Consider the following 21,433-nt stretch of genomic DNA (forward strand, 5'->3'; position numbering starts at 1 on the left):
TGCGCTTGGCTGTTCATATGGCAGCCAGCGGCTGCGCCGCGGCCCTGAAACCCGTCCAGGGGTCGCGCGCGGGCAGGGCGTCGCCCACCTTGAAGGCGTTTGGCTCCAGGCCGCCCTCCACGTCCTTCCAGATCGCCGGAATGGCGAACGGAGCATCCGGCCTGGCGCGGGTGGAATAGGGCGCCACCGCCGTCGCGCCGCGACCGTTGCGCAAATAGTCGATGAAAATCTTGCCGCGCCGCGCCTTCTTGGCGAGGGTCGCGGTGTAGCGCCCCGGCTCGGTCGCGGCCATGGCGCGGGCGAAGTCGTGGGAAAAGCCCTTCACCGCCGCCCAGTCCGCGGCCGGCGTCAGCGGAACCGTCACGTGGAATCCCTTGCCGCCCGACAGCTTGACGAAGCTCTCGAGCCCGATGCCCTTCAGCCGGTCACGGACCGCCAGTGCGCCCTCGCGCACCGCATCCATGCTCACGCCCTCGCCGGGATCGAGGTCGAAGATCACCTGGTCGGGCCGCTCCAGATCGTCGATCGTCGAGCCCCAGACGTGGATCTCCACAACCCCCATCTGCACCAGCGCGGCAATGCCGTCGAAATCCTCCACATAGAGCAGGGCGTCGCTCTCGCCCTTCGGTTTCACGGTGCGGATGGTCTTGCCCATGCCGGGGGAGGCGTGTTTCTGGAAGAAGGAGTGGCGGGAAATGCCGTCGGGAGCGCGCACCAGGCTCAGCGGGCGGCGGACGACCAGTGGCTCCATGCGCGCCCAGACGGCGCCGTAATGGGCGAGCAGGCCTTCCTTGGTCAGGCCCCTGTCCGGCCACAGCACCTTGTCGGCATTCGACAGCACCACCGACGTAGCGGGGGCGGCCGGCGCGCGCGCCTTCTTCGCCCGTTTCGGCCTCTCCTCCTGCACCGGATCGGCGGCGGGCGCGTCCTCGCGCACGATCTCGCCGGCCGGCTTGTCCTCGCGCAGTCCCTTGAATGCGGCCTGGCGCAACAGGCCGTCGGCCGTCCAGGTCCGGTATTCGACCTCGCAGGCGAGCGTCGGCTCGACCCAGACGACGTCCTTCTGGCGTCCCTCCTTGCCCGAGAAGGGCGAGCGCTCCGCGCGCAGCCCGTCGAGGCGGCGCTTCAGCGCCGTCGCCACCGTGCCCGTGTAGCCGGTTCCCACCCGGCCCGCGTGCTTCAGGGCGTCGTCCTCGTGATAGGCCACCACCAGCGAGCCGATGCGCCCCGAATGGGCTTTCGAGGGCACGTATCCGGCGATGACGAATTCCTGCGAGCGGGTGCACTTGGCCTTGATCCAGTCGCCGCGCCGGCCGCTGTGATAGGGGGCGTCGAGCCGCTTCGAGATGACCCCCTCCAGCCCCATCCGGCAGGCATGGGCGAGCATGATCTCGCCGGGCTCGGCGAAATGCTCGCTGTAGCGCAGCCGCGCCGGGTCCGCGCCCTCGATCAGCGCCGCCAGCCGCTCCTTGCGGGCCACCAGGGGCTCGCCGGTGAGGTCCTCGCCGTCCAGGTGCAGCAGGTCGAAGGCGTAGTAGACCATATTCTCCCGCCGCCCCTCCGACAGCGCCGCCTGCAGGGCGGCGAAGGACGAGACGCCGGAATCGTTCAGCACCACCACCTCGCCGTCGATCACGGCGCTCTCGCAGGGCAGGTCGCCGAAGGATGCGGCGAGGTCGCCGCCGAACCGCTCGGTCCAGTCGAGGCCGGTGCGCGTCAGCAGGCGCGCCTCCCCGCCGGCCACCACGGCCTGGACGCGGTAGCCGTCGAACTTCACCTCGTGGATCCAGCCCTTGCCCTCTGCCGGCCGCTCCTTGAGGCTGGCGAGGCAGGGGGGCACGAAGGCGGGCGCGCGCGCCGCGACCTTCCGCTTCATCGCGGGCCCGGCTGCGGCCTTGCCGGGAGGCTTCTTCGCACCCGCCTTCCCGGCGGGGATCTTCGTCCCAGGCGCCGTCTTCGGCGGCTTGCCTTCGGCCACCTCTTCCACCGTCAGGCCGGAAACGAGCGATGTCGGCTCCTCCGCCAGGATGTCGCGGTCGGAGGCCGCCTCGTCCTTGGACTTCATCAGCAGCCAGTTGTCGCGGCTCTCGCCCTTGCGCGGCTTCAGCCGCACGAGGTGCCAGCCGCCCTTCAGCCGCTCGCCGTCGAGGGTGAAGGCGATGTGGCCCTTGGCCATGGCCTTGGCCGGGTCGATCTCCGGTGTCCAGCGGCCGCGATCCCAGACGATGACCGAGCCGGCTCCGTATTCGCCCGCAGGGATCGTGCCCTCGAAGCCGCCGTAGCTCAGCGGGTGGTCCTCGACATGGACGGCGAGGCGCTTGTCGTCGGGGTCGAGGCTCGGGCCGCGCGTCACCGCCCAGCTCCACAGCGCGCCGTCATGTTCGAGGCGCAGATCGTAGTGGAGCCTGCGGGCGGCGTGTTTGTGAATGACGAAACTGCCGCCCTGCGCCTTGCCGGCTTCGGCCTCAAGGCGCCCATCGGGCTCGCGGGTCTTGGCAAAGTTGCGCTTCTGGCGATAGGCGCCGAGCCGGTCGGCCGCTTGCGCCTTCGCCATCAGGCCGCCCGCGGATAATGCGGTGCCGAGGCCGCGACGGCGTCGGCGGCGAGCAGGTCGAGCTGGGTGATGGCGGGGACTGGGTCTTCCAGCATGGCGACCATGACCTCGCGTCCGAGCCCCGACCTCACCGCCTCCGCGAAGGCCTGCCGTGTCTGGCGCTCGGCGCGGAGCTGGGCCGCGAGCGCCAGGATCAGTCTGTCCCGGTTGTCCATCGTCGTCACCTCGTCCTTTGGCCCCTGTCCAACGTCGACCCGACCGCGGCTGTTCCCTCGTCGGCCCTTGGAACCCGAGGCGGACGCTCCGTCACTCTCCGCCGGACCGGCTCAGGCGGCCTGCGCCGTCAGCTCCTGCGGCCGGGCCTCGCCGGCCCCCGCCTTGCCGGGCCTCGGCGCGCCGCCGGAAGCCTCGGCCCGCTTCTGGTCGACCGTCCCCGTCAGGATCTTCAGGACCGCCCGCTCCGCTGGCGTCAGCTTGCCCTCGGGGGCGAGCGCATGGGACATGCGGCGGGCATAGCGGGCCAGCAGGCCCTCGGTATGGGCGGTGAAGATCTTCGGGTGGATGTAGGAGGAGCGGCAGACGGCGGGCGTGTTTCCGAGGCGCTGCGACACCGCCCTGACCGCACTCGCCAACTGCTTGCGCAACTGCCGCTCGTTCGGCGGGGGAGGGGCCAGCGACAGGGCGAGGCCGCAGAGAACCGTGCCCGCCCAGGTGCGGAAGTCCTTGGCGCTGACCGGCCCGCCGGCGGCGCGGCGCAGATAGTCGTTGACCTCGTCGGAGGAGACGGCCCGCAGATCCCCGTCCCTGTCGCGATACTGGAACAGGTGCTGGCCCGGCAGGTGTTGGCAGGTGCGGACGATCCGGCTCACCCGCTTGTCGAAGATCGCCAGGCGCCACTCCTTGCCGCTCTTGCCCTTGAAGGTGAAGCGGATGGTCGAGCCCGCCACCGCCACATGGCCACTGCGCAGCGTCGACAGGCCGAAGCTGCCGTTGTCGCGGGCATAGGTCTCGTTGCCGATGCGGATGAGCGTGCGGTCGAGGAGATAGACCACCGTCGCAAGCACCTTGTCGCGCTCGAGCCCCGGCAGCGCCATGTCGGCCGCCACCCGCCGGCGCAGCCGCGGCAGGATCTGCGCGAAGGAGACGAGCTTTTCGAACTTCTCCGCCTCGCGCTCGGCGCGGAACCCGGGATGATAGATGTACTGCCGCCGGCCCTTCTCGTCGCGGCCGACCGCCTGGATGTGGCCGGCGGGATCGGTGCAGATCCACACGTCCCGCCATGCCGGCGGGATCACCAACGCCCTGACCCGCTGCAGCGTTGCGGCCTCGGTGAGGCGCCGTCCTGTTCCGTCCCTGTAGGAGAAGCCCTTGCCGTGCCGATGGCGGGTGATGCCCGGGGCGGAGAGGTCGGCGAAGACGAGATCCATGGCATGTGCTCACGCGCGCCGCTCGACGGGACGCGAAGGCCAACGTGCCGGCCGGGAACTGGTTCCTGGGCCGGCTGCGCTGCGACCGCTCACGCCGCCTTCTTGCCGCGCGCCTTGCGGGAGCTTCCGCCGGCGGCCTTGCGGGGCCTCTTGGCCGCTGAGCCCGCGGCCTTCTTTGGCGCTGCTGGGTCGTCCGTCTTCATGCCGGCGCTCGCCCTCAGCGCCTCCATCAGGTCCACCACCTTGGCGGGTTTCGGGTCCTTGCGGCGCGCCAGCGGCTTGCCGGAGAGCTTGGCCCGGACCATCTCGGCCACGGCCGCCTCGTAGCGATCGTCGAAGGCAGCGGGATCGAAGGTGCCGGCCTTCGTCTCGACGATGTGGCGGGCGAGGTCGAGCATGTCCTTCTTGATCTTGATGTCGGCAACATCCTCGAAGGCCGTGGCCGCCGACCGCACCTCGTAGTCGTAGTTGAGGGTGTGGGCGATGAGACCCTCGCCGTGAGCGCGGATCATCAGCGTCCGCACACGTTTGAACAGCACGGTGCGGGCGAGCGCCGCCACCTTTTCCTCGCGCATCGCATCGCGGATGACGAGGAAGGCCTCGCGCGCCACCTCGCCGGCGGGCGCGAGATAGTAGGGGCGGTCGAAGAACACCGTGTCGATGTCGTCGCAGGCGATGAAGGCCTCCACCGTCAGCCGCTTGTCGCTCTCCGGCACCGCCTTGGCGATGTCCTCCGGCTCCAGCAGCACCATGTGGCTGTCGTCGAGGGCATAGCCCTTGATCTGCTGCTCACGCGCGACGGGCTTGCCCGTCGAGGGATCGACGAACTCACGCCGCACCCGGTTGCCGGTCTTGGCGTTGATCGTATGGAAGGCGATGCGCTCCGCCGTCGAGGCGGCGGTGTAGAGCGCCACGGGGCAGTTGAGGTCCGCGATAGTGAGCGATCCCTTCCAGTTGGCTCGCGGTGAGGCCATGGCCGATGATTCCCGGTGAGCGGCGCGACGGGCGCGCGGGTCACGTGCAACGCCCCGGTCGGGCGCTTCGTTCCCCCCGCGGAACCGCATGCGCCGCTCGCGCATTGATCCTGCCGGGGGATCCACCATGGCAGGCCAAACCTACTGGAAGGGCTATCTGAAGCTGTCACTCGTCACCTGTCCGGTGGCGATGATGCCGGCCACCTCGGAGGCCGAGAAGCTCCGCTTCCACACCGTCAACCGCGAGACCGGACACCGCGTCGAGAGCCGCTATGTCGACGCGGAGACGGGCAAGGTCGTGGCGGACGACGACCAGGCGCGCGGCTACGCCCAGGGCGAGGACGATTTCGTCATCCTCGACGACGAGGACCTGGAGTCCGTCGCCCTCGACACCACCCGCACCATCGACATCGACACCTTCGTGCCGCGCGGCTCCATTCCCTGGCTCTACCTCGACAAGCCGCACTATCTCGTGCCCAACGACGCGGTGGGGGAGGAGGCCTTCGCCGTCATTCGCGAGGCGATGAAGGCCTCGAAGGTGGCGGGGATCGCCCGCCTCGTCCTCTATCGCCGCGAGCGCGCCGTGATGCTGCAGCCCCGCGACAAGGGCATCGTCGTCTGGACGCTGCGCTACGGCGACGAGGTGCGCGACGAGGCCGCCTATTTCGGCGACGTTCCCGCCGACGCCCACCCGCCCGCCAAGGCCACCCAGCTCGCCCGCGACCTGATCGCGGAGCGCACCCGGCGGTGGAACCCGAAAATGGCCTCCGACCCGGTGCAGACCGAGCTCGCCCGCATCATCCAGTCGAAGAAGAAGACCCGCACGAAGGCCGCCAAGGGCAAGCCGGCCGCGAGCGGCGACAACGTCGTCGATCTCTTCGCCGCCCTGCGCAAGAGTCTCGCTTCGGAGAAGAAACCCGCCGGCCGCAGCCGGCGTTAGTCGCAACCGCGCCGGCCGCAGCCGGGGCGCGTCTGAACGTCCGCCGTCCCGAAGGTTCATCCGAGGTTCAAGCCGGACGAACCAGACTTGAAGGCATCGCAGACACAGGGAGAGAAACACATGACCGATTCGCCTTCCGCGTCCCGCATCACGGACCGCCGGGCGCTGCTCGCCACCCTCGCGGGCGGCACGGCCGTCCTGGTGCTCGCCGGGGTGAGCCCCGCTGCCGCCGCTCAGCCCGCGGGTGTCGCCGCGCCCTCCGTGGCCCCCGGTGCCGCCGGTGAGCCCCAGGAGATGCAATGGGGCTGGCGCCGCCGGCGCTGGCGTCGTCGCGGCTGGGGGTGGGGCTGGCGTCGCCGCCGCCGCTGGCGCCGCCGGATGTGGCGCCGTCGCATGTGGCGCCGCGGCTACTGGTAAGCCGTCCAACGATGAGGCCCGCCGCTTCCGGCGGGCCTTTTTTCGTCCATCACATCGTATCGGGAGTCTGGATCGGATCTTCCGGCTGCGGCGGGATCGGCATGGGGTCCGGCTGGTCGGGCTGCGGCGGGATCGGCACGGGACCGGGCTGCGGGAAGGGCTCGGGAACGGGCGGCTGCGGGGTGCCGAAATAGGGGGTGCCGAGAAGAATCGGCGCGCTCTGCATCATCATGGTGGCCTCCGAAGTGACTTGTCCAACCAACCCCGCGGCCTCCGTATCGTTCCGGGGCCGCGTCCGACCGCCGGCTGCCATGCCGCACTTTCCGCTTCACGATCGGATTCAAACGGTTCAAACTCGCGGCCAAGGCAAGGCCCGCTCCTGCGGGACCCATGACATTGCCGGGAGGAAATGATGAAGAGACTGATGCTGGCGCTGCTTGGCGCCCTCGCCCTGACGGCTGTCCGGGCCGAAGCCCAGACCGCCGCCCCCGCCTGGCCGCAGCGCCAGGTCACGGTCATCGTGCCCTTCACCGCCGGCGGCACGACCGATCTCTTCGCCCGCATCTTCACCCAGGCGATGCAGCAGAAATACGGCACCGCCTTCGTGGTGGAGAACCGGGCCGGCGCCGGCGGCACGGTGGGCGCGACCGCCGCGGCGCGCGCCCCGAAGGACGGATACACGCTGTTCGTCGGCACGGCGAGCACCCACGCCATCGCGCCCTATGTCTACAAGTCGCTGAACTACGACGCCGATCGCGACTTCCAGCCGGTCAGCCTCTTCGCCACCCTGCCGAACATGCTGGTCGTCTCGAACCAGATCCCGGCGCGGACGATGAGCGAGTTCGTCGCCTATGCGAAGGCCAATCCCGGCAAGCTGAACTACGGCTCCTCCGGCATCGGCGCCTCCAACCACATCCCCGCCGAGATCATCTCCAACCTTATCGGCACGCCGATGACCCACATCCCCTTCCGCTCCTCCAACGAGATCATGAATGCGCTGGTCGGCGGCCACATCCACCTTGCCTTCGACAACATCACCTTCGCGCTGCCGCAGTCTCAGGGCGGCACGGTGCGCGCCATCGCGGTGACCTCGAAGGAGCGCAGCCCGACGGCCCCCGAGATCCCGGCCATCGCCGAGACCTTCCCCGGCTTCGACATCGGCACATGGCACGGCCTCTTTGCCCCCGCCGGCGCGCCGCGCGCCGTTGTCGACCAGGTCGCCGCCGACGTGAAGGAGATCTTCTCGCGGCCCGACGTGGTGGCGAAGCTCAAGGAGATCGGCGCAGTGGCCGCGCCCAACACGCCTGACGCCTTCACCGCCTTCTCCCGCTCCGAGCGCGAGCGCTATCGCGTCATCGTGCGCGAGGCCCGCATCGAGCCGCAGTGATCGCCTGAACCCGATACCGGTTCGCGCGTTGTCCCTCCCGGAAAGGCCGGAGCCCCCGTGGCTCCGGCGCATGAGGAGGGGCCCATGTGGACCGGTTTTCTGGTTGTCCTGCTGATCCTGGTTCTGGTCTTCGGCGGCTATCTCGGCGGCACCCGCGGCGCCGGTGGCTCGCTGGTCCTGCTGATGATCATCCTGACCGGCCTCTATCTCGTCGGCTGGCTGCCCGATCCCTGGTGGTAGGCCCGGGGGAGGGGGCGACTAGCGCCCCGTCTTGCCGCGCCAGGCGGCGAAGTCGACCTTGGTCTGGTCGTCCGTCGGCGGATAGAGGCCGAGGATCGAGCGGCCGGCGAGCACCATCTCCGTCACGAAATCCTCGAACACGGTCATCTCCACCGCCTCCGCCGCGATCTCGTCGGCGATGGCGGCGGGAATGATCACCACGCCGTCGCCGTCGCCGACCACCACGTCGCCGGGCCAGACGGCCACGTCGCCGCAGCCGATCGGCACGTTGATGTCCAGCGCCTGGTGCAGGGTCAGGTTGGTCGGCGCCGAGGGGCGGTGGTGATAGGCGGGTATGGCGAGGCCGGCGATCTCCGCGCTGTCGCGGAAGCCGCCGTCGGTGACGACGCCCGCCACCCCGCGCATCATCAGGCGCGAGACGAGGATGCCGCCGGCCGAGGCCGCCCGCGCGTCCTTGCGGCTGTCGATCACCATGACCGCGCCCGGCGGGCATTCCTCCACGGCCTTGCGCTGGGGATGACCGCGATCCTGGAACACCGTGATCGGGTTGAGGTCCTCCCGCGCCGGGATGTAGCGCAGCGTGAAGGCCTCGCCCACCATGGTGGGCAGCGCCGGGTTCAGGGGCTTCACGTCCTGGATGAACTGGTTGCGCAGCCCGCGCTTGAACAGCGCCGTGCACAGGGTGGCGGTCGAGACGCCCTTCAGCTTCTCGCGGGTCTCGGTCTTGAGGCTCATGCAAAGGCTCCGCAGCTCAGAAGATCGCCGGCTCGGCCACCGGGCCGCCGAAGCTCTCCTCGAGGAAGTCGAAATCGCAGCCCTCGTGGGCCTGTTTGATGTGCTTGGTGAAGATCCAGCCGTAGCCGCGCTCGTAATGGGCCTTGGGCGGCTGCCAGGCGGCGCGGCGGCTGGCGAGTTCCTCCTCGCTGACGCGCATGTTGAGGGTGCGACCGTCGACGTCGAGGTCAATGATGTCGCCGGTCTGCAGCAGCGCCAGCGGCCCGCCGATATGGGCCTCGGGCGAGACGTGCAGGATGCAGGCGCCGTAGCTCGTGCCGGACATGCGCGCGTCCGAGATCCGCACCATGTCGCGGATGCCCTGTTTCACCAGCTTCTTCGGGATCGGCAGCATGCCCCATTCCGGCATGCCCGGCCCGCCGTGCGGCCCGGCATTGCGCAGGACCAGCACCGTGTCGGCGGTGACGTCGAGGTCGTCGCGGTCGATCGCCGCCTTCATCGCGGGATAGTCGTCGAAGACGAGGGCAGGGCCGCTGTGCTTGAGGAAGCGCGGCTCGCAGGCGCTCGGCTTGATGACGCAGCCGTCGGGCGAGAGATTGCCCTTCAGCACGGCGAGCGCCCCCTCGGCATAGATCGGGTTCTCCACGGTGCGGATGACGTCGTCGTTGTGGACCTCGGCGCCGGCGAGGCTCTCGGCCAGCGGCCTGCCCGTCACGGTGACGGCTCCGAGGTGCAGGTGGTCGGTGAGCCGCGTCATCAGTGCGGGCAGGCCGCCGGCGTAGTAGAAGTCCTCCATCAGATAGGTGTCGCCGCTAGGGCGGACATTGGCGAGGACCGGCACCTTGCGGCTGGCCTTGTCGAAATCGGCGAGGCTGATGTCGACGCCCGCCCGCCGCGCCATGGCGATAACGTGGATGATGGCGTTGGTCGAGCAGCCCATGGCCATGGCGACGGTGATGCCGTTCTCGAAGGCCGCGCGCGTGAGAATGTCCGTCGGCTTCAGGTCCTCCCAGACCATGTCGACGATGCGCCGGCCGGCGGCGGCGCACATGCGCTTGTGGTTGGCGTCGGGCGCCGGAATGGCCGAGGCGCCGGGCAGGGTGATGCCGATGGCCTCGGCGATCGCCGTCATGGTCGAGGCGGTGCCCATGGTCATGCAGACGCCGTAGGAGCGGGCGATGCCGCCCTCCACGTCGGTCCAGTCGCGGTCGGAGATGTTGCCGGCGCGCCGCTCGTCCCAGTATTTCCACGCGTCCGAGCCGGAGCCCAGCGTGTGGCCCTTCCAGTTGCCGCGCAGCATCGGCCCCGCCGGCACGTAGATCATCGGCAGCCCGGCCGAGGTCGCGCCCATCAGCAGGGCCGGCGTCGTCTTGTCGCAGCCACCCATCAGCACGGCGCCGTCGACGGAATGCGAGCGGATCAGTTCCTCCGCCTCCATGGCGAGCAGGTTGCGGTAGAGCATGGTGGTCGGCTTGACGTTGCTCTCCGACAGCGACAGCGCCGGCAGCTCGATGGGGAAGCCGCCGGCCTGAAAGATGCCTCGCTTCACGTCCTCCACGCGGTCCTTGAAATGGGCGTGGCAGGGCTGGGCGTCCGACCAGGTGTTGAGGATGGCGATCATCGGCTTGCCGACCCAGTCCTCCGGGGCGTAGCCCATCTGCATCCAGCGCGAGCGGTGGCCGAAGGACCGGAGGTCGTCGGGGGCGAACCAGCGGGCACTGCGCAGGTCCGCAGGGGTCTTGCGGCGGGTCATGGGCATCTCGTGATCGGGCGTTTCGGTCGTCTTCGGCCGGCTCTTGGCGGCCGGGCGCCCATCCAAGGCCGCCAGCCGCCGGATGGCAAGACTAAGTACCGAGGAAAGCGACGATTTCGCCTTCCGGTTTGGCCGTATTCCCCCGGAAATCGTTGCTGCAATGCGGCAATTTCAATCGGTTCGCATGCCCGCCGCCGCCGCCAGGGTGACGCCCTGCGGGATCGCGCTTGCGAAAATTCCGGCCATGGCTAGGCTCCGCCCGCTCGCACCGGGCCGAGACCGGCCCGGGCACCGGAGGATCCGTCCATGCGCCGCATCGCCCTCGCCGCCGCCGTCGCGCTCACCGCCCTCGCCGCGGGGGAGGCCCATGCCATCCGCATCCTTGGCCACGGCACCGACCAGTGCTCGGTCTGGCTGCGGGTGCGCACCACGCCGCAGGCCGCCGAATACCGGGAGTGGATGCTCGGCTATCTCTCCGCCTCCGCCTTCCACAAGAACAAGGACATCCTGCGCAACATGACCTACGATCAGGTCCTGTCGCGCGTCACGGCGGACTGCCAGCGCGCGCCGACCAAGCGCCTCGACGACATCCTCGACGGCTTCCTGCGCTGAACGGCGCGGGAGGCGCGGCGCCCCGCGCGAGCGGATCGGAATCGGAGATTGCGACAATCGTAACCCGTTCGGGAACTGCTCGTTAGCGGTTCGGCAAGAAGCCCCTGCCAGAGTGACGGCAGATTTTCTTGCCATTGGTTTGTTGATGCTCGCCCGCCCGCCCATTCCCGACGTGCTGAGCCGGCTGCGCCGCGACGCGGGGGGCAGCATCGCCATCACCTTCGCCATCTGCCTCGTCGCCATCTTCGGCTTCGTCGGCCTCGCGGTCGACTATTCCCGCGGCGCCCGCGTCCAGGCCAAGCTCCAGTCGGCCCTCGACGCGGCCGCCGTCGCCGCTTCCTCCCGCGCCTCCGGCAAGACCGGCGACCAGATCAAGTCGGACGCGCTCACCTTCTTCGCCGCCCAGTTCAAGGAAGCAGGTGTGCCGACGCCTACCATCGTCGCTACCGTGACGGATTCGACCCTGGAGCTGAAGGCGACGCTCGCGCTGCCCGCCAACTTCCTCCCCGTCATCGGCATCAATTCCGTGGACGTGGCGGCGGCATCGAAGACCGCCTGGGGCATCACCCGGCTGAGGGTGGCCCTCGCCCTCGACAATACCGGCTCGATGTCGAGCTCCGGCAAGATGTCGGCCTTGAAGACCGCGACGCTCAGTCTTCTGACGCAGTTGCAAGACAACGCCAAGAACGACGGCGACGTGCTGGTCTCCCTGGTCCCCTTCGCCAAGGTCGTCAATGTCGGCACGACCTACCGCAATGCGAGCTGGATCCGCATGTCGGACGCCACGGTCTGCAGCTGGATTTTCTGCTCCTCGAGCTGGAGCGGGGCCATTCAGGACCGCGACAAGAACAACGACATCTCGAACGCCGCTCCCTCCGGGTCCTCCACCTATTTCCCGGCGATGAACGAGAACTACACCGGCGGCACTCCCACCGCCATCCAGCCGCTGACCTCGAACTGGGGGCAGCTCCGCTCCACCGTGGCGCAGATGAGCCCGGCGGGGAACACCAACCAGGTCATCGGCCTCGCCTGGGCCTGGCAGACCCTGACCCAGGGGCTTCCGATGAACGCGCCGGCCGAGGATCCGAAATACACCTACAAGAAGGTCATCATCCTGATCTCCGACGGCCTCAATACCGAGAGCCGTCACGCCGACCGCCAGAGTGAGATCGACTCCCGGCAGACCCTGCTCTGCACCGCTATCAAGGCGGCCGGGATCACGCTCTATACGATCCAGGTGAACACCGGTGGCGACGCCACCTCCTCGGTCATGCAGAACTGCGCCAGCACCAGCGACAAGTTCACGCTGATGACCAATCCGACCCAGCTCGTGACCACCCTGAGCGACATCGGCGGCCAGCTCACGCGCCTCAGGCTCACCAACTGAGCGCCCCGAAAGGCGAAGACCCCGGACGGATCCGGGGTCTTCCAGGGAGCGTGAGGTGCGTCAGCGGCGCACGGAACGTCCACCGCCATGACCGCGGCCGCCCATCCCAACGCCGGGCCGGGGGCCGGGCCGGCCCATGACGGGGCCGGGACGGGGGCCGGGGCGGCCGACGATCGGGCCGGGACGGGGGCCGGGGCGGCCGACGATCGGGCCGGGACGCGGACCCGGGCGTCCGACGAAGGGGCCGGGGCCCATCGGGCGAACCAGGCGGCAGCGCGGGTGCGCCGGGAAGCGGGAGCAGAAGTTGCCCGTCGCGCCGGGCGGCGGCCTGACGCCGCCCACCACCGGGCCAGGGCGCCGGCAGCCGGGAGCGAAGGGGTTCGTCGCGCAGACCGGGCGGCACCACGACGGCCGGATGCCGGTTGCGCAGGCGGGCGGCAGGCCGACATGGCGGGGCCGGCATCCAGGAGCCCAGGGCCGGTGACGGCACCGGTCGATCACAACGACGCCGCCGGGGATGAAGGCGGGACCGCCGCCGACAACGGCCGGGCCGGGCTGGTAGGCCGGCCCGTCATAGCGCATCGCCGGGGGCGGCGCGTGGCTGGCGACGGGCGGGGGCGGCGCCGCCTGCCGGCAGCCGCTGTTGAACGAGGCCTGGTCCTGCGTCTGCCAGCCCTCGCGGGGCGGCTGGTTGCCGTGCTGCTCGGGCAGCATGGGCGCCCAGCTGACCTGATGCGGCTCGGCGCGCCAGACGACCCAGCCCGGGCCGAAATTGGTGTCCGCCGCCCAGACCCAGCCGTGCTGGGGATCGTTGGCCCAGCGGCCGTGACGGTGGACGATGGCGCCCCAGGGGGTCGGATCGGCGAAGACCCACGTGCTCTGCGCGCGGTCGTACTGCCAGTGACAACGCGGATAGGGCGACCAGCCCGGTGCCGCGATCTGCTCAGACGGCTTCCATACCTCGCCATAGAGCGGGTGGATCTCGAAGCTGCCGAACTGCTGCAGCGTCTCGCGGAACCCGTCCATCGGGCTCGGCGCCTGTTGCTGGATCGCGGCGCCGGGCATGGCCTCGTCGGGCGGCGGCGGGGGAGGCGTGCCGGCCCCGGCTGCGAGCGCCTGGCCGATCGACAGGCTGACGACGAGCGCCAGCGAGGATACGAGGGATGGAATGCGGAAACGGGGTTTCGGGGTCATCGCAGCTCTCCTGGCAGGCGCCGTCGGCGCGCTCCTTCGTCAGTCGCGAGAAGGGCAAGAAAAGTTCACCTGCCGCGGCAGCTCTGCCGTGGTGGTGCAGGCTGGATAGGTCTTGATCGCGCGGGATCTTCCGCTACACACGCTGCATGTGGCTGAACCAGCGAACCGTCGATGCGATCCGACTGATGGCGGAACTCTCCGCGCGATGGCCGCGGGCTGTCAAGGCGGCCGACCTCGCCGCCATCACCGGCATCACCTTTCTCAACGTGCAGAAGACCGCCCACGCCCTGTCGCGGGCCGGCCTGCTCGAGGCCGAGCGCGGCCGCTATGGCGGGCTGAGGCTGGTGCGGGCGGCCGACGAGATGAAGGTGGCCGAGATCGTCCGCGCCTTCGAGCCGGCGGACTGCCCGGTGAACTTCCTCGCCGCCGACCAGTCGCGTGACCCCGTGTCGACGCTGATGTTCCGCGCCCACCGCGGCTTCTTCCAGCCGCTGGAGGAGACGACCCTCGCCGACATCGAGCCGCGCGCCATCGCCCGCAAGGGCGATCAGGCGGCGCCACGCTCCGGCCGCATCCCCGCATAGTGCTGCGGCAGGACGACCGGCAGGCCGCTCTCGGCTTCCCGGCACAGATCCACGCCGAAGACGTCCCTGACCCGCGCCCGCGTAATGACCTCGGCCGGTGCGCCCAGCGCATGCAGACGCCCGCCGCTCATCACCAGGATCCGGTCGGCGAAGGTCGCCGCGAGATTGAGGTCGTGCAGCACGGCGATCACTGCCACGCCCTCGCGGGCGAGCCGCGCCGCACTCTCCATCAGCGCGATCTGGTGCGACAGGTCGAGATTGGCCACCGGCTCGTCGAGGAACAGCACCTGCCGGTCGGTGCTGGTGCGGCCGGCCCTGAGCTGCGCGAAGGTGCGGGCGAACTGCACGCGCTGCTGCTCGCCGCCCGACAGGGTCTGGTAGGAGCGGGCGGCGAGATGGCCGATGTCGGCGGCGGCCAGCGCCTCGCCGATGATGCGCTCGCGGGCGCCTCGGGTGAGCGCCCGGCCGACGCTGTCGATACCGATCCGCACCACCTCGGCCACCGTGAAGGGGAAGGCGAGGCGGCTCGCCTGCGCCATTACCGCGCGCTGCGAGGCGAGCCTCCAGGCGGGAATGGCGCCGAGCGCCTCGCCGTCGAGCCGCACCGCGCCGCCGGTGGGTGCCACCTCGCCGGTCAGCAGCTTCATCAGCGTCGTCTTGCCGGCGCCGTTGGGGCCGACCACCACCATCAGCTCGCCGCGCGCCAGCGCCAGCGACACGCCGTCCACCGGCTTGTGGCGCCCGTAGGCGACGCCGACGTCGTCGGCTTCCAGGAGGATCGTCATGCGTCGAGGGTCCGGTCGCGGCGCAGCAGCAGCCACAGGAAGAAGGGCGCGCCGATGGCGGCGGTGAGGATGCCGATGGGCAGTTCGGCCGGCGCCACCAGCGTGCGGGCGAGGAGGTCGGCGCCGGTCAGCAGGATGGCGCCGAGCAGGGCGGCGAGCGGCAGCAGCACCCGGTGATCCGGCCCGAACAGCAGCCGCAGCAGGTGCGGCACCACGATGCCGACGAAGCCGATAACCCCGGCGGAGGCGACGCTCGCCCCCACCGCGACCGCCACCATCATGATGGCGGCGCGCTTCAGCGCCTGGACGGGGATGCCGAGATGGAAGGCCTCGGCCTCGCCGAGCAGCAGGGCGTTGAGGCCGCGGGCGAGGAAGGGCACGGCGAGGAGCACCGGCAAGATCAGCGGCGTGACGGTGGCGACCTTCGTCCAACTCGCCCCGGACAGCGAGCCGAGCGACCAGAAGGTGAGGTCGCGCAGCTGCCGGTCGTCGCTGACGAAGGCGAGCAGGCCCGTCAGCGCGCCGGCGAAGGCGCCGAGCGCCACGCCCGCCAGCAGCATGATGGCGACCGAGGTGCGACCGTGGCGGGTGGCGATGGCGTAGAGGATGAGGGTCGAGGCGAGGCCGCCGAGGAAGGCGCCCAAGGGCAGCAGCACGAAGGGCAGTTGCGCCGCCACCGTGCCGAAGATGCGGTCGCCAAGGACGATGGTGAAGCCCGCCGCCAGCGCCGCGCCGGAGGAGACGCCGACGAGGCCGGGATCGGCGAGCGGATTGCGGAAGAGCCCCTGCATCAGCGCGCCGGACACCGCCAGCGCCGCGCCGATCAGGCAGCCGAGGAGGAGGCGCGGCACCCGGATCGACAGGATGATGAGCGCGTCGCGGCCGGCCAGCGCCTCGCGGTCGCCGGTCGCCCAGGCGGTCACCACGCGCACCACGTCCGCCGGGGCGATCTTCACCGCGCCGCTGCCGAGCGAGGCGACGGCGAGAAGCACCAGCACCACCGCCAGCAGGGCCGCCCCGATGGTGAGCCGCCGCCGCCGCGAGGCGAAGAGCCCGGCGATGGAGGGCGCTTCGGCCGTGATGGTCACGGCCTGGGACCCGCATAGACCGCGGCCATCAGGTCGCGCGCCGCATCGGGGGTCCGCGGTCCGAAGCCGAGGAGGTAGAGCCCGTCCATGGCCACGAGCGCGCGCGTGCGCGCGGCGGGCGTCGCCGACAGCGCCGGCTGGCTGAAGACCTGGTCGGCGGAGGCGGCGTGTTCGTTGTGCTTCATCATCAGCACCACGTCGGGCGCGGCGGCGATCAGCCCCTCGTCGGTGAGCGGCTTGAAGCCCTCCACCGAATCGGCGGCATTGATCGCGCCGGCGAGACGGATGATGGCGTCGGCGCTGCTGCGGGCACCGCCCACCATGACGCGACCGTTCTGCAGCGACAGCACGAAGAGCACGCGCTTGCGGGCGGCTAGCGCGTCGCGTTGCTGTTTCAGCGCCGCAAATCCGGCCTCGACCTTGGCGGCGAGGGCTTCCGCCCGGTCCGCGGCATCGGCGATGGCTCCGATGGTGCGGATGCGGGCCGCCACACCCGCCTCGGACGTGTCCTCGGAGATCCTGACGACCTTCACGCCCGCCTCGGCGATCAGCTTGACGGTGTCGGGGGGGCCGGCACCCTCAACGGCCAGCAGGTCGGTCGGGCGTAGCGACAGCACGCCCTCGGCGGAGAGCGCCCGGACATAGCCGACATTGGCCTTCTCCCGCATGGCCTCGGCCGGGTGCAGGCTCGTCGAATCGACGCCGACCAGCAGGTCCTGCCGTCCGAGCGCGTAGAGGATTTCGGTGATCACCCCGCCGGCGGCGACGAGGCGGCGTTCGGCGGCCGCAGCATGCGAGGCGCCCAGCGCCAGGAGCGCCGGCGCAGCGAGGATCGCGCGCCGCGACGGACGCGGCTGCGGGAGGAGGGCAGGGCGGATCATTTGGTCAGGATCAGCTTGTCGTTGGCGGTGACGCGTAGGCGGTAGCGCTCCCCCTTGTGGAGGATGACGGCCTCGCGACCTGCCCCGAGAATCGAACCGACCTCCACGACCGGAACCGTGGTGGCGCCGTCGGCGACCATGTTTGGCCGGTCGCCTGAGGGATAGGTTGGGGGAGAGGAGATCATGGCACCGGCCTAGTTTAGAATGGGAACAATCAGTCCGAACTCTCTGGAAACATTCAAATCTGCTTCTCTGTCGCTGATTGTTGACATTGATAGTCAGGTTAATTAGGCATCGTCAACAGCGCCGAGACCGGGTCAACCCGGCCGGCCGGATGCCAGCCAGCCGGACGCCGATGCCGCGTCGAGCCAGCCAGCCACAGAAAAAACTTCAGTCAGGCTCGCGGTCTCGAACATGTATCTCCGTCACGCACGTCAGGCGCTCATGGCGTCAGTATCCATCATGGTTCTCGGGACAGGCCCGGTTCTCGCCCAGAGCGAAAGCCGTCCGGCCGACGCCCGCACGCCGTCTGCGCAGGACGAGATCACGGTCTCGGCCGAGCGCACGCCGTCGACGGTCTACAATTCGCCCGGCACCGTGACGGTGATCACCGAGCGGCAGATCGACCAGAACATGGTCCAGGGCCCGCGTGACGTCGTCCGCACCGAGCCCGGCCTGGCGGTGAGCAACACGCCCACCCGCGTCGGCGCCGGCTCCTTCTTCATCCGCGGCATCGGCGACAACCGCGTCCGCCTCGAGGTCGACGGCCTGCGCGTTCCCGACTATCCCGGCTCCAATGCCGGCGCCGGCCTCTACACCCGCGACATCATCGACTACGACAGCCTGAAGGCGGTCGAGATCATCCGTGGCCCCGCCTCCGCCCTCTACGGCTCGGACGCGATCGGCGGCGTCGTCACCTTCGTGACCAAGGATCCGGGCGACTACCTGCGCGAGGTCGGCCGCGACTGGTATGCCGGCACGAAGCTCTCCTTCGACAGCGTCAACCGCTCCTTCGCCCACACCTATACGGGCGCCGCCCGCCGCGGCCCGTTCGAGTTCCTTCTGCAGTACACCCGCCGCGACGGCACCGAGACGCTGATCAACTCGGACACCCGCCGGGCCAATCCGCAGACCTTCCAGTCCAACAACATCCTGACCAAGCTGATCTACGAGACCCCGGATTCGGGTCGCTGGCGCCTGACCGGCGAGGCGACCTGGCGCGGCTACTCCACCGACATCGTCTCGGCGCGCACCTCGACCATCACCCAGCAGATCGCCCACGACACCAACAAGCGCTTCCGGCTCAGCCTCGACTGGACGCAGCAGCTCTCCTGGGCCATCGCCGACGAGATCAAGCTGGCGGCCTATGCCACCGATTTCGACCGGCAAGAGCATCTCGACGAGTACCGCCGCTCCGGCGTCGTGGCGCCGGCCCCGGCGAACCGCCTGCGCGCCTCCGATTTCGACTTCCGCCAGCAGATCTTCGGCGCCAATGCGCAGTTCACGGCCCAGCGCCAGTGGGGCGGCTGGGAGCACCGGTTCATCTACGGCGCCACCGTCGACTTCACCATGACCTCGCGCCCGCGCAACCGCACAGAGACGGACCTGACCACGGGCCTTCCGATTCCGGGGACGATCGGCGGCGAGACCTTCCCGAACAAGAACTTCCCCGACACCCACACGACCCAGGCGGCGTTCTACATCCAGGACATCATGCAGTGGGGCGCCCTGCGCATCATCCCGGCCGTGCGCTTCGACTACTACCACCTGACGCCGAAGCCCGATCAGGCCTTCTACAACTCCAACCCCGGCTTCGCGATCGGCAACGTCTCGGCCTTCGCCGTCTCGCCCAAGCTCGGCGCCACCTATGACCTGACCGAGAACTTCCGCGTCTTCGGCCAGTACGCCCGCGGCTTCCGCGCGCCGCCCTACGACAATGCCAACTTCGCCTACCGCAACACCGCGCAGTTCTACGAGATCCTGCCGAACTTCGGCCTGCGTCCGGAAACGGTGGACAGCTTCGAGGCCGGCCTGCGCGGCCGCTTCGCCGATGGCTCGTCGTTCCAGGTGTCCGGCTTCTACAATCTCTACAAGGACTTCATCGACACGGTGACGGTCTGCGCGCCGCCGACTTGCACGCTGACCACCTTCCAGTACCAGAACGTCTCCTCGGTCCGGATCTGGGGCTTCGAGGCCCGCGGCGAATATCGCATGACGCCCGAATGGTCGTTCCACGGTGCGCTCGCCTATGCCAACGGCACCAACCAGACCACCGGCGCGCCGATCGACTCCGTCGATCCGCTCACCGGCGTCGCCTCCGTCCGCTACACCAGCCCCCACAACTGGCAGATCGAGGCCCGCATGAAGGCCGCCCTCGCCAAGACCCGCGTCAGCGCCGCCAACATCTACCAGCCGGGCGGCTACGCCACCTTCGACCTCCTCGGCTCCTACGAGATCAACAAGAACCTGACGCTCAGGGCCGGCATCTTCAACATCTTCAACGCGAGCTACTTCAACGCCATCGACGTGGCGGGGCTGACCTCCAACAACGCCAATCTCGAACTGTTCCGCGCGCCCGGCCGCTCCGTCTCGGCCAGCCTGTCGGCGAAGTTCTGAGGCGCGGAATGGCAGGCCGCTCGACAGCGCGCAGGACGGAAACGGGCCGGAGCCATCCGGCCCGTCCGGCAGGTCGCGGAAAGTCGGAACCGGTCTTTTCGAGCCTGCGCGCAGGGTCGCCCGATGCGGGCCTGCCAACCGCCATCGTGACCCTCTCGCTTCCCGCCTCGCGCGCGGAGCCCGTCTCCAGTGCGGCTCCCGCCGTCGTCGTGGTGCCGGGACCTGCGGACGCGGCCCCGGCCCCCGCCGTCGTCGTCGTGCCCGCACCCGCTCCGGAAGGGGCGGCGGCCCCCCTTCCGGTCGTCGAGACCGACCTTTCGGCGAGGGGATGCCCCCATCCCGTCGCGGCCCGCATCTCCCTGTCGGTGATCGCCTCGTTCATGCTTCATGCCGGGGCTGCCGCCGCCTTCGTCTGGCTGAGCTGGACGGCGGCGCCGCCGATCTCCGCCGGCGAGGAGGGCATTCCGGTCGAGCTGGTCGTCGCCGCCGACACGGGCTCGGCCTCGCAGCAGGAGGCGGCGAGCGGCCGCCACGAGAGCCAGACCCCCTCCGCCGACAGCCAGGCTTTGCAGAAGGTCGAAGCGCCGCCCGCCGAGACGCCGCCCGAGCCCACCGTCAGCGAGCCGGTCGAGACGGCGTCCGAGGAGCCGCCCGTCGCCCAGCCCGATCCCGTGACCACGGCCGAGCGCATTCTGGATCAGTTGCCGCCGCCGCCCATGCCGGACACGCTGCCGATCCTCGACAAGCCGGCCGAGCCGGTCGTGGTGGCGGCGCCGCCGCCGCCCCCGCCGGCCGAGACAGCCGCCAAGGTCGAGACCCTCGAGCCCGCCGAGGTCCAGGCAGCCCTCGCTCCGCCGGTCGAGCCGCCGCCCGCTCCGGTCGTCGAGCCGCCGCCCCAGGTGACGCCTCCGCCGGTGCCGAGGGTCCAGCAGCCGCCCCCGCCCGTCCGCCGCGAGGCGACGCGTCCGCCGCCGACCCGCCGCGAGGCCCCCACCACCCGCGAGTCCCGTCGCCCGACGCGGCAGGTGGCGGCGACGCCGCAGCGCGAACGCCCGTCCCGGGCAGCCCGCCAGGCCGAGGCGCGCGCCAGCGTCGCCGAGCGCGGCGAGGGGGCCGGCCAGCGCAACCGCCAGCAGTCCGACGCCACCGGCGCGTCGGGCGCCAGCACGGTCGCCGCAGTGGCGGCGTGGCGCCAGCGCGTCCTCGCCCATCTGGCCCGTCACAAGGTCTATCCGGAGCAGGCGCGCGAACGCGGCATCCGCGGGCGCACCGGCATCGCCTTCACCCTGACCGCCAACGGGTCCGTGGCCTCGGTCTCCATCGCCTCGTCCTCGGGGGCGGCCATTCTCGATCAGGCGACGCTCGCCATGGTGCGTCGCGCCCAGCCCTTCCCGCCGAATCCGGCCGGAGGTTCCGCCAGTTTCACGGCGGGAATTAACTACAGTCTCTATTGATGCCAGCCAGTCCGCAGGACGAGCCAGGAGGAAGACTTGCCATGTATATCGCCATGAACCGTTTCAAGGTCATCAAGGGCGCCGAGGCCGATTTCGAGACGATCTGGCGCACCCGCCAGTCCTACCTCAACGAACTCAAGGGCTTCGTCGAGTTCGCCCTGCTCAAGGGTCCGGAGCGTGAGGACCACACCCTCTACGCCTCGCACACCGTGTGGGAGACCAAGGAGGACTTCACAGCCTGGACCCAGTCCGAGCAGTTCCGCAAGTCGCATGCCCGCGCCGGCATGGCCGATGCGAAGCCGACCTCCATGGGCCACCCCGAGTTCGAGGGCTTCGAGGCGGTGCTCGTCGACGACAACCGCGGTAAGCCGTCTCTGGCGGCCGAGTGAGCGCCATGACGGCTCA

Annotated in this window: 22 protein-coding genes; 10 read left to right on the forward strand and 12 right to left on the reverse strand. The window is 70.1% G+C overall.

From position 1 onward, the window contains the following. Window positions 1–13 precede the first annotated feature (13 nt). The 4 genes from ligD to ku (C6569_RS04945) form a co-directional block, all read right to left on the reverse strand. Window positions 14–2,554 carry a DNA ligase D gene (gene ligD, locus C6569_RS04930; RefSeq protein ID WP_106747788.1) on the reverse strand — a complete coding sequence of 847 codons (2,541 nt, stop codon included), beginning with the start codon at window positions 2,552–2,554 and terminating at the stop codon, window positions 14–16. Beyond that, entirely contained in the window at window positions 2,554–2,769 is a 216-nt protein-coding gene (locus C6569_RS04935; protein ID WP_106747789.1) for a hypothetical protein, read from the reverse strand. The genes ligD and C6569_RS04935 overlap by 1 nt, the downstream gene beginning before the upstream one ends. A 111-nt stretch (window positions 2,770–2,880) precedes the next feature. Continuing rightward, entirely contained in the window at window positions 2,881–3,981 is a 1,101-nt protein-coding gene (locus tag C6569_RS04940; protein WP_106747790.1) for a DNA topoisomerase IB, read from the reverse strand. Window positions 3,982–4,070: 89 nt separating this feature from the next. Continuing rightward, a complete protein-coding gene (ku, locus tag C6569_RS04945) occupies window positions 4,071–4,955 on the reverse strand; it encodes a non-homologous end joining protein Ku (RefSeq protein ID WP_106747791.1) in 885 nt (294 codons plus the stop codon). Window positions 4,956–5,082: 127 nt separating this feature from the next. Here ku (C6569_RS04945) and ku (C6569_RS04950) point away from each other — a divergent pair, with 127 nt between their 5' ends. Together ku (C6569_RS04950) and C6569_RS21875 are read left to right on the forward strand one after the other, a co-directional pair. After that, entirely contained in the window at window positions 5,083–5,895 is an 813-nt protein-coding gene (ku, locus tag C6569_RS04950) for a non-homologous end joining protein Ku (RefSeq protein ID WP_106747792.1), read from the forward strand. 120 nt (window positions 5,896–6,015) lie between these two features. After that, window positions 6,016–6,312, forward strand: a complete 297-nt coding sequence (locus tag C6569_RS21875) for a hypothetical protein (RefSeq protein ID WP_181313911.1) — start codon at window positions 6,016–6,018, stop codon at window positions 6,310–6,312. Between the two features lie 49 nt (window positions 6,313–6,361). Here C6569_RS21875 and C6569_RS04960 read toward each other — a convergent pair whose 3' ends face one another. Beyond that, window positions 6,362–6,544: a hypothetical protein gene (locus C6569_RS04960; RefSeq protein WP_106747793.1), complete on the reverse strand. Its 183-nt coding sequence runs from the start codon at window positions 6,542–6,544 to the stop codon at window positions 6,362–6,364. A 180-nt stretch (window positions 6,545–6,724) separates the two neighbouring features. Here C6569_RS04960 and C6569_RS04965 point away from each other — a divergent pair, with 180 nt between their 5' ends. Both C6569_RS04965 and C6569_RS04970 read left to right on the forward strand, forming a co-directional pair. Next, window positions 6,725–7,699: a Bug family tripartite tricarboxylate transporter substrate binding protein gene (locus C6569_RS04965; protein ID WP_245898241.1), complete on the forward strand. Its 975-nt coding sequence runs from the start codon at window positions 6,725–6,727 to the stop codon at window positions 7,697–7,699. Between the two features lie 84 nt (window positions 7,700–7,783). Next, the gene (locus tag C6569_RS04970) at window positions 7,784–7,939 is read left to right on the forward strand and encodes a hypothetical protein (RefSeq protein WP_181313912.1); all 156 of its coding nucleotides are present in this window, start codon (window positions 7,784–7,786) and stop codon (window positions 7,937–7,939) included. Between the two features lie 18 nt (window positions 7,940–7,957). Here the strand turns inward: C6569_RS04970 and C6569_RS04975 are convergent, their stop codons facing one another. Both C6569_RS04975 and araD read right to left on the reverse strand, forming a co-directional pair. Continuing rightward, window positions 7,958–8,674 carry a ribonuclease activity regulator RraA gene (locus C6569_RS04975; RefSeq protein WP_106747795.1) on the reverse strand — a complete coding sequence of 239 codons (717 nt, stop codon included), beginning with the start codon at window positions 8,672–8,674 and terminating at the stop codon, window positions 7,958–7,960. A gap of 16 nt (window positions 8,675–8,690) precedes the next feature. Continuing rightward, complete coding sequence (araD, locus tag C6569_RS04980; RefSeq protein WP_106747796.1) at window positions 8,691–10,427, reverse strand: L-arabinonate dehydratase; 1,737 nt, start codon at window positions 10,425–10,427, stop codon at window positions 8,691–8,693. Window positions 10,428–10,733: 306 nt separating this feature from the next. Here araD and C6569_RS04985 point away from each other — a divergent pair, with 306 nt between their 5' ends. Continuing rightward, the gene (locus tag C6569_RS04985) at window positions 10,734–11,039 is read left to right on the forward strand and encodes a hypothetical protein (RefSeq protein ID WP_106747797.1); all 306 of its coding nucleotides are present in this window, start codon (window positions 10,734–10,736) and stop codon (window positions 11,037–11,039) included. 145 nt (window positions 11,040–11,184) lie between these two features. After that, a complete protein-coding gene (locus tag C6569_RS04990) occupies window positions 11,185–12,426 on the forward strand; it encodes a TadE/TadG family type IV pilus assembly protein (RefSeq protein ID WP_106747798.1) in 1,242 nt (413 codons plus the stop codon). Between the two features lie 60 nt (window positions 12,427–12,486). Here C6569_RS04990 and C6569_RS21660 read toward each other — a convergent pair whose 3' ends face one another. Further along, window positions 12,487–13,620 carry a DUF6600 domain-containing protein gene (locus C6569_RS21660; protein WP_146144731.1) on the reverse strand — a complete coding sequence of 378 codons (1,134 nt, stop codon included), beginning with the start codon at window positions 13,618–13,620 and terminating at the stop codon, window positions 12,487–12,489. A gap of 185 nt (window positions 13,621–13,805) precedes the next feature. On the opposite strand from C6569_RS21660, the gene C6569_RS05000 reads away from it, so the two are divergent. Continuing rightward, the gene (locus C6569_RS05000) at window positions 13,806–14,204 is read left to right on the forward strand and encodes an RrF2 family transcriptional regulator (protein ID WP_181313913.1); all 399 of its coding nucleotides are present in this window, start codon (window positions 13,806–13,808) and stop codon (window positions 14,202–14,204) included. Here the strand turns inward: C6569_RS05000 and C6569_RS05005 are convergent. From C6569_RS05005 to hemP, 4 genes are read right to left on the reverse strand one after another with little or no spacing between them, the layout of a single operon-like run. Next, complete coding sequence (locus tag C6569_RS05005; protein ID WP_106747801.1) at window positions 14,168–14,989, reverse strand: heme ABC transporter ATP-binding protein; 822 nt, start codon at window positions 14,987–14,989, stop codon at window positions 14,168–14,170. The two genes, C6569_RS05000 and C6569_RS05005, sit on opposite strands and share 37 nt — an antisense overlap. After that, a complete protein-coding gene (locus C6569_RS05010) occupies window positions 14,986–16,050 on the reverse strand; it encodes a FecCD family ABC transporter permease (protein ID WP_245898315.1) in 1,065 nt (354 codons plus the stop codon). Before C6569_RS05010 ends, C6569_RS05005 begins: the two co-directional genes overlap by 4 nt. A 23-nt stretch (window positions 16,051–16,073) precedes the next feature. Then, window positions 16,074–16,958, reverse strand: coding sequence for a heme/hemin ABC transporter substrate-binding protein (locus C6569_RS05015; protein WP_106747803.1), 885 nt, complete (start codon window positions 16,956–16,958; stop codon window positions 16,074–16,076). Next, window positions 16,955–17,143 carry a hemin uptake protein HemP gene (gene hemP / locus C6569_RS05020; protein ID WP_245898242.1) on the reverse strand — a complete coding sequence of 63 codons (189 nt, stop codon included), beginning with the start codon at window positions 17,141–17,143 and terminating at the stop codon, window positions 16,955–16,957. Before hemP ends, C6569_RS05015 begins: the two co-directional genes overlap by 4 nt. Window positions 17,144–17,372: 229 nt before the next feature. On the opposite strand from hemP, the gene C6569_RS05025 reads away from it, so the two are divergent. From C6569_RS05025 to hmuQ, 3 genes are all read left to right on the forward strand, one after another. Further along, the gene (locus tag C6569_RS05025; RefSeq protein WP_106747805.1) at window positions 17,373–19,574 is read left to right on the forward strand and encodes a TonB-dependent hemoglobin/transferrin/lactoferrin family receptor; all 2,202 of its coding nucleotides are present in this window, start codon (window positions 17,373–17,375) and stop codon (window positions 19,572–19,574) included. A gap of 146 nt (window positions 19,575–19,720) precedes the next feature. Continuing rightward, a complete protein-coding gene (locus C6569_RS05030) occupies window positions 19,721–21,028 on the forward strand; it encodes a TonB family protein (RefSeq protein ID WP_106747806.1) in 1,308 nt (435 codons plus the stop codon). Window positions 21,029–21,069: 41 nt separating this feature from the next. After that, window positions 21,070–21,417: a heme-degrading protein HmuQ gene (gene hmuQ, locus C6569_RS05035; RefSeq protein ID WP_106747807.1), complete on the forward strand. Its 348-nt coding sequence runs from the start codon at window positions 21,070–21,072 to the stop codon at window positions 21,415–21,417. Window positions 21,418–21,433 lie beyond the last annotated feature (16 nt).

It is taken from the genome of Phreatobacter cathodiphilus (genome assembly GCF_003008515.1).
GTDB lineage: Bacteria > Pseudomonadota > Alphaproteobacteria > Rhizobiales > Phreatobacteraceae > Phreatobacter > Phreatobacter cathodiphilus.